Consider the following 16616-nt stretch of genomic DNA (forward strand, 5'->3'; position numbering starts at 1 on the left):
GGGTTGTGAATTTGGTAAAAAGGGGTTGCGGGTGATTGTTGGTGGGCTTAGAACCCCCTTTTTCAAGAAAATCGACATTTTTTGCATCTTTATTAAATTATAACGTATTTTCAATGACTTACAGGCAAAGCAAATCTACTCTATCGAAAACCTATGCGCATTTCTTACGCAAAGATTAAACTTTGCCGCGCCTGATATGAGTTATCCACAGAACAACCCACAGCGAGGCGATGAATCAACGCGAGTCAGGCCAAGAATCCCGCAGAGTATTACGAAAATAAAAACCCCGACCTAAGGCCGGGGTTGGTAAGTGTTCGAACTCGTCGAGCGATTCAGAGCAAGCGCTGCTCTTCGAGCAAGTCGGGGAGATCGTTTTCATAAAGAACGACATCGTCGGGTGTAATGTCGGCATCAATCTTGGCGCGGGCCTCATAGAAAGAGGCGACAGTGACAACCTTAACACGCGATTGATCCAGCCCATCGACAAAGCTGCGGATACGCGAAGGATTCACTATGTATATAGTGTCGCAAAATTCATTGCAGGTTTCGGCAAGACGAACGTGGACAGCATCGTGTTCCATCCCCAGCTCCGCAACACCGGGCGTGACTAGGATTGCGCGGCCGCCCCGCTCTTTGGCGAGATCATGCAAAGTTGCCACCGCAGCCTTAAAGCCCAGTTCATTCGCATTATAGGCATCATCCAAAACCAGCGGCTCACCTGGGTTTTCGATCTTTTGCAAACGATGCGGGATTTGGGAAACTGTTTTCGTAAAGAAGGGCAGTTCTTGGGCAACCTTGGGGTCAACCAAGAGCGTCAGAACAACAGCAAGTGCTGCGTTCATCACATTATGATCCCCCAGCAACGGGAGATCAAAGCTCAGGTCAGCATGCGTGCCATCGACCCAGTGGAGGCCGATAGTCCAGCCGCCACCCGCAGCAGCCTGTGCGTTGACAATAACATCTGCGTTTTCGGCGCTGACAGTCACAACCTGACGACCGTATTTTTCCTTGAGCGTCGCAAAAGGAGCGTGGCGGAGAACCTCTGCGTTGATCACCGCTGCACCACCATTGCTACAGACATATTCGACCAGTTCCGACTTTGCCCGCGCGATTGCGTCGATACTGCCAAAGCGTTCTGTATGGGCATCACCCACCGCAGTTACGATCCCAACGGTCGGCTGCGCAAAATCGCAAAGCCGTTTGATCGACCCTTCGCCATAGGCACCCATCTCGGCGATGAAATATTTGTGCGACCATTGCAAACGCTGTCGGATATGCCGGGTCAGACCAAGCACAGTATTGATGCTCCCCCGGCTATAAAACACTGGTGCGGACCCTTCGAGGATCTCAGCAAGAATGTGTTTCACAGTCGTCTTGCCGAAACTGCCAGTGATCCCGATCCGCTGCGGATCCATGCGGGCCAGCTTTTCTTTGGCTTCGGCTATGTATTTGTCGTTGATCCGTGATTGAAATGGCACCAACAAACGGTTCGCAGCAATCAAGGCGAGCGGAGCCACCTGAATAGTGATGATCGCAAAGATCAACCAGCATAGGCTGAGTAGGAATGGCGCGACTAACATTGCGGCGGCGAGATAGTAGATACGCTGCGCGCGCTCGGTCATCGCCAGAGGCTTTTTAAACCGATAGCGTTTCTCGTCCCAGGTAATGGCAAGCAAAGCACCAGCAAGCAGCAACAACACGAATGCGCTGCCGCCCGCCGCCCAGTTCAACACCAAAGCCACCAAGATGACACCGCTCGCGCGCAAATCATAAAGCCGCACCGACTTGATCGCGCTGAGATAGCGGGCTCCGTCATATTCCTCTTGTTGAAAATAGGCGAGCAACGTGCGCAACCGCGTGTGCAGCAGCACCCCCAAAGCACCAAGGACGATGAGTTTAGCTAGGATAATCATTGGGCGGCCTCGGTCAGGATGTCTTTGATCACATTTGCAATCTGGTGACGCCCGCGCGTCAGGATAGAAAGGTGATCAAACTCTGGGCATTCGGTGTAGGTGGAATGCGGGATATGCGCGTGTAACACCCGACCTTCGGCAGGCGGCGTGGCGGTATCTTTGCTACCGTAGATCAGATGTGTCGGTGCAATAATCCGGCCCACTTCGTTTGTTTGGTCTTCTTTCACGGTCTGCAAAAAGATGTCGCGCATTCCGATTTCACGACTATGGACGTAATCTGCGCTGCCGTATTCTTTTTCGAGTGCGATAATCTCGTATTCATCGGTTGCGCGGGCCTTTTTGCGTTTGAACATCGCGCTGCGCCATTGGCCGCGCAGTTGTTTCCACGTGGACGGGGGCAGCTTTACCCCTGCGCCCGCAGCAATAACCATATGCGAAATCGGGCTTTGTGGTTGAGCAGCCAACCGCAAGCCAACGCGACCGCCAAAACTATGTCCCACCCAGATGCAGGGCTGATCGCCAAGTTTGTCCGCAAGAACGCGACGCATATGGTCGGCATAGTCATGTGTATCCCATGCTTCATCAGGCCGGGGCGTTTCACCAAAACCGGGCAGATCGAACAGAATGCAGCGCGCCTGCCCCGCGATCAATTCCGCCACGGGCAGAAAATCTGCATGGGTTCGCCCCCAACCGTGGGCAAAGACAACAACGGGTCCATCTGGCTGCCCCAGTTCGACGCTTGCGATTGGCTTCATCCGCATTCACCTTTTTATCTATTGGCACCACCTGCTGTGGCGCTTGCCTGCCCTTGGACGTATAACTATCACTGAGGCAAACGATATTCTAGGACAGTACAACGTGACCAAGCTAAATATAGCAGTTGTCTTTGGCGGACCCACCCAAGAACACGATGTGAGCGTTGTCAGCGCCCAACAATTGATGGACGCCGCAGATCTGCGCAAATTGAACATCATTCCTGTGTACTTGGATTTCGAAGGGCGATTTATGCATGGGCCGCGCCTGCGCGACCTTGCTGCATTTCGGCCCCGGCCCGGCGGGTTAAAGCAGGTTACATTTGCGTGGGGCGACAATGGCCCTTGCATTAATGCCGCTGATGGCAGCTGGTCCCAGAATATTGATTGCGTTCTGCCCGTGTTCCATGGCCCCTATGGCGAAGACGGCCGCATCCAAGGCATGATGGAATTGCTGGGTATTCCTGTCACCGGGTTTAACGCCACAAATTCGGCCATTGCGATGCGCAAAGACGCGACCAAGGCGCTCGTGCAAACCGTCGGTGTAAACGTTGTTGACCACGTGATCGCAAATCACGCGACAATGAAAAACCCCAAGGCATTCGCGCAAAAAGTCGCGCAACAGATCGGATACCCCGCGATTGTGAAACCCGCCAACCTTGGGTCCAGCATTGGGGTCGGCATTGCGACTGACGATGACACGCTCATCGCGCTCAGCCAATCCGTCTTGCGCGAAGATGGGTTTGCACTCGTGGAACCACAGGTCCAAAACCTAGTGGAATATAACATCGCGCTGACCTACCGTGATGGAGAGATTTACCACTCTGCCATTGAACGCCCAAAAACATCCGCTGATCTTTTGGACTTTAAGGAAAAGTATCTTGCCTCTGGTGATGGCGCCCCGCCCAAAAAGGGCGGCAAGCTGGGGAATTCCCCCGTGCCATCACAGGGGATGTTATCACTGACACGCGACATCAACCCCGACATTCCAGTAGGCCTCAAGGCGCGCATCCACGAATACGCATCGGCTGCATTTTCGGTTCTTGGCCTGCGTGGCGCGCCGCGCATCGACTTTATGGTGAATAGCGAAACCGAAGAACTGTGGTTCAACGAAATCAACCCGATCCCCGGTTCATACGGGTTCTTCCTTTGGGAAGCAGCAGAACCGCAATTGTTGTTTTCAGAGTTGATCCAGCATCTCGTCGAAGAAGCCATCAGTGATAGCCTTAAGTCATTCGATGATCCGGTGCCGCAAGGGGCGCATCTACTTCCCCGCTAAGTCGAAGTAATGAAAACCGTCATGGAAGGTGTCGCCGTCAAAGGTCGACACCTTTTTTCTATTCCCTGCGGCCACACACGACACGTGCACCCAGCCATATTCGCCGCAACGCGGGTCGAATTTTTCAAGGATCAGTTCATCAAAGTCTGTGTTCTCGATGATCCAAAGCGCGAGCGTGTCATTCGCAATACCGCCCATCATGATATCTGCCGCCTCGCCGCGCAGATGCTGTGAATCAGGCAAACCACCAATTTCCGTATTCAGGGTTGGGCAGCGATAGCCGCTGGTGACAAAGAGCGGCAGGTCAAAATGATCGATCGCGGGCTGCAAAACCTGACGGCAAAGGCGGGTAAGATTTTCAACCACATCCGCATCATGTGGCAGATTGTAGATCCCCTGCTCTGCCGCAGTATCGCTCTGGCATAGGGTAAACAGATCAAGATCCGTCGAAAGCATCGGGTTGAGCGGGTTATTCTTGTAGTTCACGGTTGCCCTGCCTTTCGCACGATATCGCATAGCGCGTCGAATTGATGCGCCAATGGGTTGGTGCTGCGCCAGACCATACCGACCGTCCGGCTAGGCTGACGTCCTGAAAAACGGTTCACGCAAACCGGCGCGGCGCGCGCCTCAACCGGGATCGCCATTTCTGGGATCAGCGTCACACCAATTCCTGCACCAACCATCTGCACAAGCGTGGACAATGAACTGCCGTCCAATCCTTCGCGCGGGATGGCAGTTTGCATATTGCAAAAGGATAACGCCTGATCACGAAAACAATGCCCCTCTTCGAGCAAAAGCAAACGCATCGCCCGCAAGGCATCGGGGCTCGGCACGGGCAAGCCCGCCTCTGATTCATGGCGAACCAGCACCATATTTTCGTCGAACAGCGGCACTTCGGTGATCCATGGTTCCGACACTGGCAACGCCACAATCGCCAAATCAATCTGTCCGTCGCCCAATTCTTCGATCAATCTGGGCGTTACGGTTTCGCGGATGTGCACATCCAGCTCAGGGTGCTGATCATCCAGATGACGAATAAGGCTCGGCAATAGATATGGTGCAATCGTTGGAATCACCCCGATCCGCAAACGCCCATACAGGCCACCACGGGCTGCGCGCGCCATTTCGGCCAGCTCATCAACTGACTGAAGAATCGTTCGCGCGCGATTCGCAAAGCTCTCACCAAATGATGTCAGGCGCACATGGCGTGGGCTTCGTTCAAACAACGGTGTGCCCAGCCCCTCTTCGAGTTCCTTGATCTGAACTGAAAGCGCAGGCTGTGAAATTGCACAGGCATCCGCCGCACGCCCAAAATGCCCATGCCTTGCGAGGGCTTCGAAATAACGCAACTGTTTCAGTGTGAGGTTTTTCATAATGTGAAGTTATCGCAACAATTAAAAAATGCAACTTAAACTAATTCTAAAACCATGTTATTTGAACCGCGACCGATACGAGGTTCGCTCGTATCGCGATAGCTAGCCAACATACTTAGACCCAGCCAGGATCGGAGAAAAACATGGACGGAGATAACGTCGGGAAATGCCCTGTCGCCCACGGCGGCGCAGCGCATACAACATTCGCAGGGCGGTCAAACCGTGACTGGTGGCCAAACCAGCTTAACCTGCGGATTTTGCACCAAAATGCACCCGCATCTGATCCGCTTGGCGCGGATTTCAACTATGCAGAAGAGTTCAAGAAGCTTGACCTCGAAGCACTCAAGGCTGACCTGACTGCGCTGATGACTGACAGCCAAGATTGGTGGCCGGCGGACTATGGTCACTATGGCCCGTTCTTTATCCGCATGGCATGGCACAGCGCCGGTACGTACCGGACTGCAGACGGCCGTGGCGGCTCACGCGCCGGTACACAGCGTTTTGCCCCGCTGAACAGCTGGCCTGACAACGGCAACCTCGACAAAGCGCGCCGCCTGTTGTGGCCGATCAAACAAAAGTACGGCAACCAGATTTCCTGGGCCGACTTGATGATCCTGACTGGTAACATTGCGCTTGAATCCATGGGTTTCAAAACCTTTGGCTTCGCTGGCGGTCGTGAAGACATCTGGGAACCAGAAGAAGACATCTACTGGGGTAGCGAATCCGAATGGCTCGCAACTTCGGACAAAGACGGCAGCCGCTATTCTGGCGACCGTGAGCTGGAAAACCCGCTCGCTGCTGTGCAAATGGGTCTGATCTACGTCAACCCAGAAGGCCCAGACGGCAACCCTGATCCGTTGGCTTCTGGCCGTGACGTGCGTGACACCTTCGGCCGTATGGCGATGAACGACGAAGAAACCGTTGCTCTCGTTGCTGGTGGTCACACATTCGGTAAGGCACACGGTGCTGGCGATCCAAACTTGGTTGGCCCTGAACCAGAAGCAGCACCAATGGAAGAAATGGGCTTTGGTTGGACCAACGCATTCGAAAGCGGCAAAGGCGTGCACACCACGACCAGCGGCATCGAAGGCGCATGGAACGCAACCCCAACAACTTGGGACATGAGCTTTCTCGAGACACTGTTGAACAACGACTGGGTCCTGACCAAAAGCCCAGCAGGTGCACATCAGTGGATTCCAGCAAACGGCGCATTGGCCGATGCTGTTCCAGATGCACACGACGGTTCACGCCACGCACCAATGATGACAACAGCGGATATGTCGCTCAAGCTGGATCCAATCTACGCGCCAATCTCTAAGCGCTTCTTGGAAAACCCAGAAGAGTTCGCAGACGCATTTGCACGCGCTTGGTTCAAGCTGACACACCGCGATATGGGGCCAAAGTCACTGTACCTTGGTGCCGATGTGCCTTCAGAAGATCTGCTGTGGCAGGATCCAATCCCGGCTGTTGATCACGACCTGATCGACGACGTTGATGTTGCTGCACTGAAAGCAGAATTGCTGGGTTCCGGCCTGACAATTTCTGAACTGGTTTCGACTGCTTGGGCATCTGCTTCGACATTCCGTGGTTCTGACAACCGTGGTGGTGCGAACGGCGCACGTATCCGTTTGGCTCCTGCGAAAGACTGGGAAGCAAACGAACCTGCACAACTGGCCAAAGTTCTTGCGAAATTGGAAGAAATCCAAGCGGCATTCAACGCTTCGCAGACTGGCGGCAAAAAAGTGTCTATCGCTGACCTGATCGTCTTGGGCGGCAGTGCAGCGGTCGAGCAAGCCGCCAAAAACGCAGGCCAAGACATCACTGTGCCATTCACACCGGGTCGTACCGACGCCACGCAAGAGGACACAGACGTCGAAAGCTATGACGTTCTGGAACCAGCAGCAGACGGTTTCCGTAACTTCCTGAAAAAGGACTTCTCGGTTCCTGCTGAAAAACTGTTGGTTGATCGTGCTCAGCTGCTGAAATTGTCAGCGCCTGAAATGACCGTTCTGGTTGGTGGCCTGCGTGTGCTGGGGGCGAACGTTGGCGGCAGCAAAAACGGCGTCTTCACAGACAAGGCAGATGCGCTGACAAACGATTTCTTCGTGAACATTCTGGATATCAAAACAGAATGGAAACCAGTTGCAGGCGACGCGAACCTGTTCGAAGGCCGCGACCGCGCAACTGGCGAAGTCTTTGGCACAGGTACACGCGCTGACCTCGTCTTTGGTTCGAACTCTCAACTGCGTGCATTGGCCGAAGTTTTCGCCCAAGACGACGCAAAAGAAAAGTTCGTCACAGACTTTGTCGCCGCATGGACCAAGGTCATGGAACTGGACCGTTTTGATCTGAACTAATCCCGCTCACGGACAAACAAAAAGGGCGCGACCAGCGATGGCCGCGCCCTTATTTTTGGGTGAATGCGAGGTTATTCCGCAGGCATTGGCGCCGCATTTCCAACAAAACGGGACGCGCGCCGCTCGCCCAGCATCAGCATCGCAGGCGTGACAAGCAAGGTCAGCACCGTCGCAAAGACAAGGCCGCCTGCAATCGCGCTAGACAGTTCGGTCCACCATTGGCTGGACGGCGCGCCATAGACGATTTCGCGGGTAAAGAAGTTGATGTTCAACCCGATCACCATCGGCATCAGACCAAGCGCAGTCGTCACCGAAGTCAGTACAACAGGGCGTAAACGCTGCGCACCTGTGCGCAAAGCAGCCTCTAGCGAAGATAGCCCCTCTTGCTTGAATTCGTTGAATGCGTCGATCAACACGATGTTGTTGTTCACAACGATCCCGGCCAAAGCAATCACACCGATGCCTCCCATAACGACGCCGAACGGACGTCCGGTGATCATGAGGCCCAGCAACACACCAGCAATCGAGAAGATGATCGCGGACATCACGATAAACGCCTGCCAAAAGCTGTTGAACTGCGTCAACAAGATCACAAACATCAAACCAATCGCGGAAACAAAGGCACCCATCAAAAAGATCATGGACGACGCCTGATCTTCGGCTTCACCGCCGAATTTGACCTCGATACCCGCAGGCAGGCCCAAGCTATCAAGCGATGCTTCCAAGGCAACCGTCTGGTCGTTTGCCAAGACACCCGGCGCAACGTCAGCAGAAATCGAAACGACCCGCTCTTGGTCGATACGCGTGATGACCCCACTTCTTGGCGCAGGGATAAACGACACAAAATTCGAGATCGGCACCAGCCCAGAGGCTGTTGGAACGCGCAATGATTCCAGCTCGGCCAGTGTGCGATCCACAGCGGGGAAACGCACAACGATATCGACCTCTTCGTCGGTGTCATCGGGGCGATAATCCGCAACTGTGATACCGCGTGTCAGCAACTGAACCGCCTGCCCAAGTAGCGCAATGTCTGCACCGCTGCGCGCGGCCTCGGACCGATCAACACTGATCTGCCACTCTACGCCGGGGCTTGGGCGGCTATCCACAACGTCGATGAAACCACCCATGCGTTCCATTTCATCTAGGATGATCTGAACGCTAGCCTCTTGGTCGGCATCGCTATTACCGCGGATTTCCAGATTGATTGGCTTACCGCCACCGGGGCCACCCGAATCCGTTTGCACCTGCACGTCGATACCGGGGATCAGCGCCATATCGGCACGAATATCCTCGGCGATCAGGGCAACTGGACGGCGCGTGTCCCATTCGTTCAGCTCAAGCTGGATTGAACCTATGACATCGCCGGTACTGGCCGAAGACCCAGAGCGCGCGTAGATGCTGGCAATCTCGTCATATGTTTCAAGCTTGGCCTCGACCTGACGGACCAGCGCATCTTGCTCGTAAACCGAGAAGTTGTCTTTGGCCCGGACCTCGACCTGCGCGTAGTCAGGTTCAACCGATGGGAAGAAGGTCAAACCGTTCCCAAAACTACCGTAGGCCACAAACGACCCCACCAGCGCCATCATCGCAAGGCTTAGCGTAATCCAAGGACGCAGCAGTGACCATTCAAGGACGCGAACGTAGCCGCCCATAAAGCCAGTCATCTTGCGCGGATCGCCATGCTCGGCCGCATACATCTGCGACTTTGCCTTGGCGGATTGCGGCTGTCTTTTGCCGATCAAACCGCCAACGACCGGAATGAACACCAACGCCATGAACAATGACGCGGCCAACGTACAGATCACAGTGATCGGCAGGAATTTCATGAACTGGCCAACAATGTCTTTCCAGAACAAGAGCGGCAAGAACACGCATAGTGTCGTCGCTGTAGACGCGATGATCGGCCACGCCATTCGTTTGGCGGCCTCTGCATAGGCTGCCTTTGGTGTGCGGCCTTCGTGCAAGTAGCGATCAGCAAGTTCGACGGTCACAATCGCGCCGTCCACAAGCATACCAACAACGAGAATAAGCGAGAAGAGCACAACGATATTCATCGTGTAGCCCATCATATAGAGCACTGCGACGCCCGTGAGGAATGCACCGGGGATCGCAAGCCCCACCAATAGCGATGACCGGAAGCCAAGCGCGTAGACGACCACAACCATCACAAGGAAAATCGCCGCAATGACGTTGGCCTCTAGGTCGGACAACATCGAAACCACGGTTTCGCTTTCGTCCAATGTGTAGCGAATATGAACGCTCTCGGGCCATGCCTCGCTGGAACGGGATACGACTTCGCGCACTTCGGCAACGGTTTCGATGATATTCGCACCAGCACGTTTCTTGATCTCAAGCGCAAGGGCGGGCTGGCCGTCAATCCGGGCGAAACCTGTTGGATCGACAAAAGTGCGTCGGATCGTTGCCACATCTCCAAAGGTCACAACGGTCTGCCCGCGAACCAAGATCGGCAATTCCATAACGTCTTCGAGATCTTCGATCAGGCCCGGCACTTTCAGCACAAGGCGCCCAGCTTCACTCTCGATTGCGCCAGCAGCGATCAACTGGTTGTTGCGTGTGATCGAGCCAATTAGTTCGTCGAAGGAAATGTTGTAGGTTTCAAAGACGGTTGGGTCGATCAAAACTTCAAGCAGCTCTGTCCGCTTACCACCAACGTCCACCTCAAGAACGCCGCTCAGGGCTTCGATGTCGTCTTTCAGGTCTTCTGTGATCGTGTTCAGTGTGCGCTCTGGCACCGGACCAGACAAAATCACAGTGAGAATGGGAAACAGCGCCGTGTTGATTTCAGTCACCGTAACATTGGCGTCCTGCGGCAATTCATTCTCGGCCTTGTCAGCGGCCTCGCGGACACGATCAAGCGCATCGTCTGCATCAAATCCGGGTTCAAACTCTAGCTGAACACTGGCGTGCCCTTCGCTGGCCATGCCCGTCATGGATTTGAGACCTGTAAGAGAGGCAAATTCAACCTCCATCGGGCCGATCAAAACGTCTTCGGCATCCTCAGGGGAAATACCATCCAACCCGGTCGAGACATAGACCATCGGAATTGGAACTTCGGGGTTACTTTCTTTGGGAATCGCTGAATAAGAAACGGCCCCAACCAATAACAGGAAAACCAGCACAAGCTGGACAACCTTGCTCCGCTTAAAGGCGGCGTCAATCAAAGCATTCATTGGGATGCATCCGCTGTTTGATCGGCGACAGGCGCACGTGGGTTCACAACGTCACCCGCGTTCACAAAACCTTGGCCGACAGTGATAATGTCTACTTCGTCTTCTAGTCCGGTGACCCAAATCCCGTCGGGCTGCGCGCGCACGATCGAAACTGGGCTAAATGCAACGACATTGCCTTCGGTCACGGTTTTCACACCCAGATCACCCATTGTTCCCAAAGATAGGATCGCAGGCGAGATAAAGTGCCCACGTGCCTGACCTGTGGGGATTTCGATGCGCGCACTTAGACCCGCTGGCATTTCACTGTTTGGGTTATCGACTGTGACCTCAACCCGGAATGTCCGTGTCTGCGAATCCGCGTTGCTACCGATAAAGTCAATTGTCCCGGTGCGCTCTTCACCAGTGATAAAGGAAACATTCGCAGTATCACCTTTGCTCAGGCGTGATAGCGCCTGTTGTGGGACCTGAACGACCACTGACAACGGATCATTGTCGAGCACCTCAGCCACGACATCGCCGTTGCTCACGAATTCGCCAACATCAAGTGTCATATCGTTCAGACGACCAGGGAATGGCGCCGTGATGATTGTGTTGTCCAGTTGTTCTTGGGCTGCGGTCACTGCGGCTTCGGCTGCGGCTTCGGTCGCGCGGGCGGCAGTCACACGATCCTCGGTCGCGATCCCACGGTTTTGCAAAGCAATCGCATTCTGGTAGTCACGCGACGCTTGCTCAAGCTGGGTTTGCGCCTGCAATAGCTGGGCCTGAATGGTTTCTGCATCGATGCGGCCAATTTCCTGTCCCGATGTCACCAGATCACCGCGATCTACGTAAACCTCAAGGATCTGCCCGCTGGCCTTGGCGCGAATGTCGGTTGAACGATCAGGGATCGACTGACCCTCGGCGCTGAGCACGAGCTGCACATCTTGTGCCGCCGATGGGACCACAGCGACTGTCACAAGCGTTTGCTCTTCCTCTGCTGCCGCTTCGTCTTCGGGTTCGGTGGGCGCGAAATACCCGCTCCCCATCCAGCCAACCATGGCCAGCGCCATGATAATTGCCACCCACTTTGACCGCCCTGCTCCCTTGTCGCCATCAAACGTGAGTTTGCCGGTCAAATCCGGAGCACCATCCTGAGACATTTCGTTCTTCCTTTGATATCAATAGAGCATTGGCTGGCCCAAAGGCACACCGCAATCCGCCCTTAGTTAGGGACGGCAATCCAAGGTTACCAGTGCGTCAAGTTAGAAAAACTAACGCGCACACGCAAAAAAGCCACAGAATCTGTGCGGATGCTTAGAAATGTAACATCTATATGGTCCCAAGAGCCACGCTTGACACTAAATAAGGCACAAAATGACGTAGTAAAAAGTGATGTCACACCTTGTCATTTCTTTGCGAAGCAGCCCTATTCACCGCAAAAAGCGAGGCGACATGAGCAATAATTCCCTAGACCCTGACGACTGGACCGCGTTTCGCGCACGCGCACACGAGATGTTAGATCGTGCAATTGATCAAATGTCATCCGCCCGTGAGGGACGCGTCTGGACGGAACCGCCATCAGCTCTCAAATCTGCAGTGCCTTTGCCAACCGTCGGAAACCAAACTGCCGCGGATGAGCAAATGACCGCTCTGCTGCCGTATGGTGTAGGCAACACGCATCCGCGGTTCTTTGGGTGGGTACACGGATCGGGCACCCCGTCAAATATCATCCCTGAAATGATTAGCGCTGCGATGAATCCAAACTTGGGCGGTCGTGATCATGGGGCCATTTACATCGAGAAGCAGGTCGTTTCTTGGTGCAAAGACATGTTTGGTTTTCCCGATAGTGCCAGCGGGCTTGTTGTGTCCGGCACCTCGATGGCCACGATTGTCGCTCTCAAAGCTGCCCGCGATCGCGTTTCGAACTTTGCGGCACGCAAGGCCAGTCTGCCCCAAGGTCAGCTTGTCGGCTATACATCGACGCAAACGCATTCATGCGTGGCGCGCGCTTTTGACATTTTGGGATTGGGTTCTGATGCCTTGCGCAAAATCCCGACCAATGACGCATTTGAAATTGATCTGGAGGCGCTCCAGCACGCGATTGATGCAGATCGTAAGGACGGCAAGCAGCCATTTGCCATCATAGGAACGGCGGGCGCGGTAAACGTCGGCGCGATAGATAACATCGACGCACTTGCTGATATTGCCCAGCGCGAGGACCTATGGCTGCACGTTGATGGTGCATTTGGCGCCACCGCAATCCTAAGTGACAAGATCAAACCGCGACTGACAGGGCTAAGTCGCGCGGACAGTATCGCCTTTGATTTTCACAAATGGCTGCACGTGAACTACGACGCGGGGTTTGTACTCATCCGTGATGAGGAAACGCATCGGCGCGCCTTTTCAGAACGCCCTGACTATCTGCGCGGGATGGAGCGCGGGGTCGCAGCGGGCAACCCGTGGCCGACAGAGTATGGGCCAGAACTGTCACGGGGGTTTCGGGCTCTCAAGATCTGGGCGCAATTCGTCGAACACGGCACCGACAAGTTGGGCGCTTTGATCACGCAGAACTGCGAACAAGCCGCCTACCTCGGAGAATTGGTGGTCGCGAATGATCAGTTGTCGCTCGCCGCACCCGTGGCGCTGAACATCTGCTGTTTTCGATATGTGGCACCGGGCATCAATCTGAACCACCTGAACCAAGATATCGTCATTCAGCTACAGCTTGATGGGATCGCGGTGCCTTCGACCACGCTGATCAACGGGGAAACGGTCATTCGCGTGAATATCACCAACCACCGTACCACCTATGCCGATCTGGACATCTTGCACGATGCTGTGTGTAAAATAGGCGCGCAACTGGTAGAGGGGGGCGCCTATGCGACAACTTAAGAAAAGCGCTGCTGATCTGGTTGCCGCAGCACGCGAACGTATCAACGAGGTCAGCACCGCCGACGCATTGGACCGGATAGGTGACCCGAATGTTGTCTTTGTTGATATCCGGGATATCCGCGAACGTCAGCGCGGTGGGACAATCCCTGACAGCTTTCATTGTCCACGCGGAATGACAGAATTTTGGGTTGATCCATCCAGCCCCTATTTCAAAGACATCTTTGCACAAGACAAAGAATTCATCTTCTTTTGCGCATCGGGCTGGCGCTCTGCCCTGACGGTTGCAGCGTTACAAGACATGGGCTTTGACGCAGCTCACCTGACCGATGGTTTCACCGGATGGGTCGCCGAAGGCGGCGCAGTTCAAGATTGCCAGTGACCGCACCAGACATATGCCCGCTTGGAATTGATGGGATATTGGTGCGTTTTTCGACAGCACTAAGTGAAGAAGCCAACCAAACTGCAATCGCTTTTCGCCAGCGCGTCGCAGAGGCTGATATTCCCGGCGTTACCGATATTGTGCCGTCACTGACAACTGTGCGGGTTGGCTTTGACCCAAGCAAAACAACGCGTGCTGATGTCACTGCCGCGCTAAAGCAGGTCATCCATATGCCGGTGTCAATTGACGCCAGTCCCCGCCGTCGCTGGCATATCCCAGTGGCCTTTGGCCCCCGTCACGCACCACAGCTCTATCAGGCTGCCGAACTGGCTGGCGTATCGGTAGAAACCGCTGTCGCGGAAATTACCGCACGAAACCTGCGCGTGATCGCGTTAGGATTTGCGCCGGGTCAGCCCTATCTGGGCATGTTGCCACCACATTGGGATATTCCTCGGCAAAGCGAATTGACTCCACATCTGCCCTCGGGGGCGCTTGTTGTGGCGGTAAGGCAGCTTATTATATTTGCCGCAGATGCCCCGACCGGATGGCGACATATCGGACAAACTGCATTTCAAGTCTATCGGCCACAGGCGCCCGAACCCTTTGCCTTTGAACCCGGCGACGAGGTGCGCTTTGCACAAGTCGGTGACAGCGAATTAGACGTGCTGTCCAACCGTACCGACACCAATGGCGGGGCAAGGTGCGAGGTGCTGGGTTGATGCCTTTGGTGCAGGTTCATTCCATCGGGCCGGGTGTGACTGTCCAAGATTTGGGGCGACCCGGTTGGGCTATGCAGGGGCTTTCAACGGGTGGCGCTGTTGATCGGCTTGCACTGTTCGAAGCGGCGGCCCTGCTCGGCACGCAGCCCCAAGCAAGCCTCGAGATGATGGGATTTGGCGGTGTTTTTCGCACCAATGCTGACACACGCATTGCCCTTACTGGGGCGCAGATGCAGGCCAATATCGATGGCAGCGCAGTTTCTCACAACACCAGCACAATTTGGCGCGCGGGTGAAACCCTGAGCATCAGTGGGGCGAAGGCAGGCGTTTTGGGCTACCTTTCGTTTGCTGGGGGTGTCCAAACGCCAGCGACCATGGGCAGCCAAGCAGTGCATCTAACCGCCGGGATCGGTGCACCAATACAGGCCGGTGACACGATACCAATCGGTGACGATCCCGACCTACATTCGGGCGCGACCAAACTGCGGTCAACCGACCGTACCAAAGGCGGCACGATCAGGGTAATGCCCGGCCCACAAACGACATTCTTCGACCCCGAAACGCGGGCCAGGTTCGAAAGAACGGTCTTTACCCGGAGCCCTCGTGGCAATCGGCAGGGTGTGCGTATTGATCATGAAACTGACGGGTTCACGCTGCGCGGGGCGCTAAACCTGACTTCTGATCTGATCGTACCGGGCGATATTCAAATGACGGGTGATGGGGTGCCTTATGTCTTACTATCGGAATGCCAAACCATAGGGGGGTATCCCCGCATCGGTTCCGTCATTCCTGCTGATCTCCCTGTCATCGCCCAATCCGCCCCCGGCGCAACACTGCGCTTTCGCTTTGTGAGCGTCGAAGAGGCCGATAAAACGGCCGTTTCAGATGACGCCATGCTGACCCGGCTGCGCCAGCTTTGTCAGCCGCTTGTGCGTGATCCGCATGACATTCCGGACTTGCTTAGCTATCAATTGATTGGCGGGGTAACCGCCGGTGACGACCCTTAGGGAGGATGCCATGACACGCAAAGTGGACTTGAACGCCGACATGGGCGAAGGCTTTGGCCCGTGGACAATGGGCGATGATGCGGCGCTCTTGGATATTGTCACCTCGGCCAACGTTGCCTGCGGGTTTCATGCCGGTGACCCCGATGTCATGGCCAAGACAATGCGTATCGCAGTGCACAAAGGTGTTGGGATTGGCGCACACCCCGGATTTGCCGACCTCAAGGGGTTTGGGCGGCGGCAGCTCCCTCTCCCACATGACGAAATTGCGAATGCCGTTGCCTATCAATTGGGTGCAGCACAGGCGATGGCCAAACGGGTTGGCGGAACGGTGCGGCACCTTAAACTACACGGGGCGCTCTCGAACATGGCCTGTGTGGACCGCGAATTGGCCCGCGCCTGTTATGAGGCCGCGCTGCAAGTCGACCCAGATATCGTTATCATGGTGCTCGCCGGCACAGTCATGGAGGACGTCTGCCGCGATTTGGGCTGCGCTTGGGCTGGTGAGATTTTCGCAGATCGCGCCTATAACGACGATGGAACGCTGGTAGACAGACGACAGGCTGGTGCTGTGATCCACGACACAGCCATCGCCGCCCCACGTATCGTTGAGATGCTCAAGAACGGAGCCATCATTGCCGAAAGCGGCAAGCGTATCCCGTGCCAGATCGACACGATTTGCCTGCATGGTGACACACCTCAAGCCGTTGAAATGGCGCGCGGCGTGCGCGAGCATCTTGAAACCGCAGGAATCACGCTCCAACGCCTGTAGCGCGGC

At 55.2% G+C, this 16616-nt stretch carries 13 protein-coding genes; 7 read left to right on the top strand and 6 right to left on the bottom strand.

The features are described 5' to 3' along the window. Positions 1-332: 332 nt before the first annotated feature. Together TW80_RS15765 and TW80_RS15770 are read right to left on the bottom strand one after the other, a co-directional pair. Positions 333-1913, bottom strand: coding sequence for a Mur ligase family protein (locus TW80_RS15765; RefSeq protein WP_045998422.1), 1581 nt, complete (start codon positions 1911-1913; stop codon positions 333-335). Then, positions 1910-2668 carry an alpha/beta fold hydrolase gene (locus TW80_RS15770; protein ID WP_162197190.1) on the bottom strand — a complete coding sequence of 253 codons (759 nt, stop codon included), beginning with the start codon at positions 2666-2668 and terminating at the stop codon, positions 1910-1912. Before TW80_RS15770 ends, TW80_RS15765 begins: the two co-directional genes overlap by 4 nt. 157 nt (positions 2669-2825) lie before the next feature. On the opposite strand from TW80_RS15770, the gene TW80_RS15775 reads away from it, so the two are divergent. Next, a complete protein-coding gene (locus TW80_RS15775; protein WP_446720141.1) occupies positions 2826-3944 on the top strand; it encodes an ATP-binding protein in 1119 nt (372 codons plus the stop codon). Here the strand turns inward: TW80_RS15775 and TW80_RS15780 are convergent. Continuing rightward, positions 3930-4430: a D-Ala-D-Ala carboxypeptidase family metallohydrolase gene (locus TW80_RS15780; RefSeq protein WP_052701025.1), complete on the bottom strand. Its 501-nt coding sequence runs from the start codon at positions 4428-4430 to the stop codon at positions 3930-3932. The genes TW80_RS15775 and TW80_RS15780 overlap by 15 nt on opposite strands. Next, the gene (locus TW80_RS15785; protein ID WP_045998425.1) at positions 4427-5317 is read right to left on the bottom strand and encodes a LysR substrate-binding domain-containing protein; all 891 of its coding nucleotides are present in this window, start codon (positions 5315-5317) and stop codon (positions 4427-4429) included. The genes TW80_RS15780 and TW80_RS15785 overlap by 4 nt, the downstream gene beginning before the upstream one ends. A gap of 143 nt (positions 5318-5460) precedes the next feature. Here TW80_RS15785 and katG point away from each other — a divergent pair, with 143 nt between their 5' ends. After that, positions 5461-7674: a catalase/peroxidase HPI gene (gene katG / locus TW80_RS15790; RefSeq protein ID WP_045998426.1), complete on the top strand. Its 2214-nt coding sequence runs from the start codon at positions 5461-5463 to the stop codon at positions 7672-7674. A gap of 71 nt (positions 7675-7745) precedes the next feature. On the opposite strand, the gene TW80_RS15795 is transcribed toward katG, so the two are convergent. Together TW80_RS15795 and TW80_RS15800 are read right to left on the bottom strand one after the other, a co-directional pair. Continuing rightward, positions 7746-10865: an efflux RND transporter permease subunit gene (locus TW80_RS15795; RefSeq protein ID WP_045998427.1), complete on the bottom strand. Its 3120-nt coding sequence runs from the start codon at positions 10863-10865 to the stop codon at positions 7746-7748. Beyond that, positions 10862-12004 (bottom strand): efflux RND transporter periplasmic adaptor subunit, encoded by a 1143-nt coding sequence (locus TW80_RS15800; RefSeq protein ID WP_045998428.1) that lies wholly within the window; start codon positions 12002-12004, stop codon positions 10862-10864. Before TW80_RS15800 ends, TW80_RS15795 begins: the two co-directional genes overlap by 4 nt. A 292-nt stretch (positions 12005-12296) precedes the next feature. On the opposite strand from TW80_RS15800, the gene TW80_RS15805 reads away from it, so the two are divergent. Genes TW80_RS15805 through TW80_RS15825 form a run of 5 tightly spaced genes read left to right on the top strand, consistent with a single transcriptional unit; the run spans position 12297 to position 16610 of the window. Further along, positions 12297-13736, top strand: a complete 1440-nt coding sequence (locus tag TW80_RS15805) for a pyridoxal phosphate-dependent decarboxylase family protein (protein ID WP_045998429.1) — start codon at positions 12297-12299, stop codon at positions 13734-13736. Then, on the top strand, positions 13723-14115 hold the full coding sequence (locus TW80_RS15810) for a rhodanese-like domain-containing protein (RefSeq protein ID WP_045998430.1): 393 nt from the start codon (positions 13723-13725) through the stop codon (positions 14113-14115). Before TW80_RS15805 ends, TW80_RS15810 begins: the two co-directional genes overlap by 14 nt. Then, entirely contained in the window at positions 14112-14834 is a 723-nt protein-coding gene (locus TW80_RS15815) for a 5-oxoprolinase subunit B family protein (protein ID WP_239450573.1), read from the top strand. Before TW80_RS15810 ends, TW80_RS15815 begins: the two co-directional genes overlap by 4 nt. Then, complete coding sequence (locus TW80_RS15820) at positions 14834-15841, top strand: 5-oxoprolinase subunit C family protein (protein ID WP_045998432.1); 1008 nt, start codon at positions 14834-14836, stop codon at positions 15839-15841. The genes TW80_RS15815 and TW80_RS15820 overlap by 1 nt, the downstream gene beginning before the upstream one ends. A gap of 10 nt (positions 15842-15851) precedes the next feature. Then, positions 15852-16610: a LamB/YcsF family protein gene (locus TW80_RS15825; protein ID WP_045998433.1), complete on the top strand. Its 759-nt coding sequence runs from the start codon at positions 15852-15854 to the stop codon at positions 16608-16610. The last annotated feature ends 6 nt before the right edge of the window (positions 16611-16616 follow it).

It is taken from the genome of Loktanella sp. S4079 (assembly GCF_000967725.1).
Classification (GTDB): Bacteria; Pseudomonadota; Alphaproteobacteria; order Rhodobacterales; family Rhodobacteraceae; genus Yoonia.

Excerpts from the sequence above, each read along its gene's own strand:
- TW80_RS15805 (WP_045998429.1), top strand. The coding sequence starts at position 12,297 with ATGAGCAATAATTCCCTAGACCCTGACGACTGGACCGCGTTTCGCGCA.
- TW80_RS15795 (WP_045998427.1), bottom strand. The coding sequence starts at position 10,865 with ATGAATGCTTTGATTGACGCCGCCTTTAAGCGGAGCAAGGTTGTCCAG.
- TW80_RS15825 (WP_045998433.1), top strand. The coding sequence starts at position 15,852 with ATGACACGCAAAGTGGACTTGAACGCCGACATGGGCGAAGGCTTTGGC.
- TW80_RS15785 (WP_045998425.1), bottom strand. The coding sequence starts at position 5,317 with ATGAAAAACCTCACACTGAAACAGTTGCGTTATTTCGAAGCCCTCGCA.
- TW80_RS15800 (WP_045998428.1), bottom strand. The coding sequence starts at position 12,004 with ATGTCTCAGGATGGTGCTCCGGATTTGACCGGCAAACTCACGTTTGAT.
- TW80_RS15810 (WP_045998430.1), top strand. The coding sequence starts at position 13,723 with ATGCGACAACTTAAGAAAAGCGCTGCTGATCTGGTTGCCGCAGCACGC.
- TW80_RS15770 (WP_162197190.1), bottom strand. The coding sequence starts at position 2,668 with ATGAAGCCAATCGCAAGCGTCGAACTGGGGCAGCCAGATGGACCCGTT.
- TW80_RS15820 (WP_045998432.1), top strand. The coding sequence starts at position 14,834 with ATGCCTTTGGTGCAGGTTCATTCCATCGGGCCGGGTGTGACTGTCCAA.
- TW80_RS15765 (WP_045998422.1), bottom strand. The coding sequence starts at position 1,913 with ATGATTATCCTAGCTAAACTCATCGTCCTTGGTGCTTTGGGGGTGCTG.
- katG (WP_045998426.1), top strand. The coding sequence starts at position 5,461 with ATGGACGGAGATAACGTCGGGAAATGCCCTGTCGCCCACGGCGGCGCA.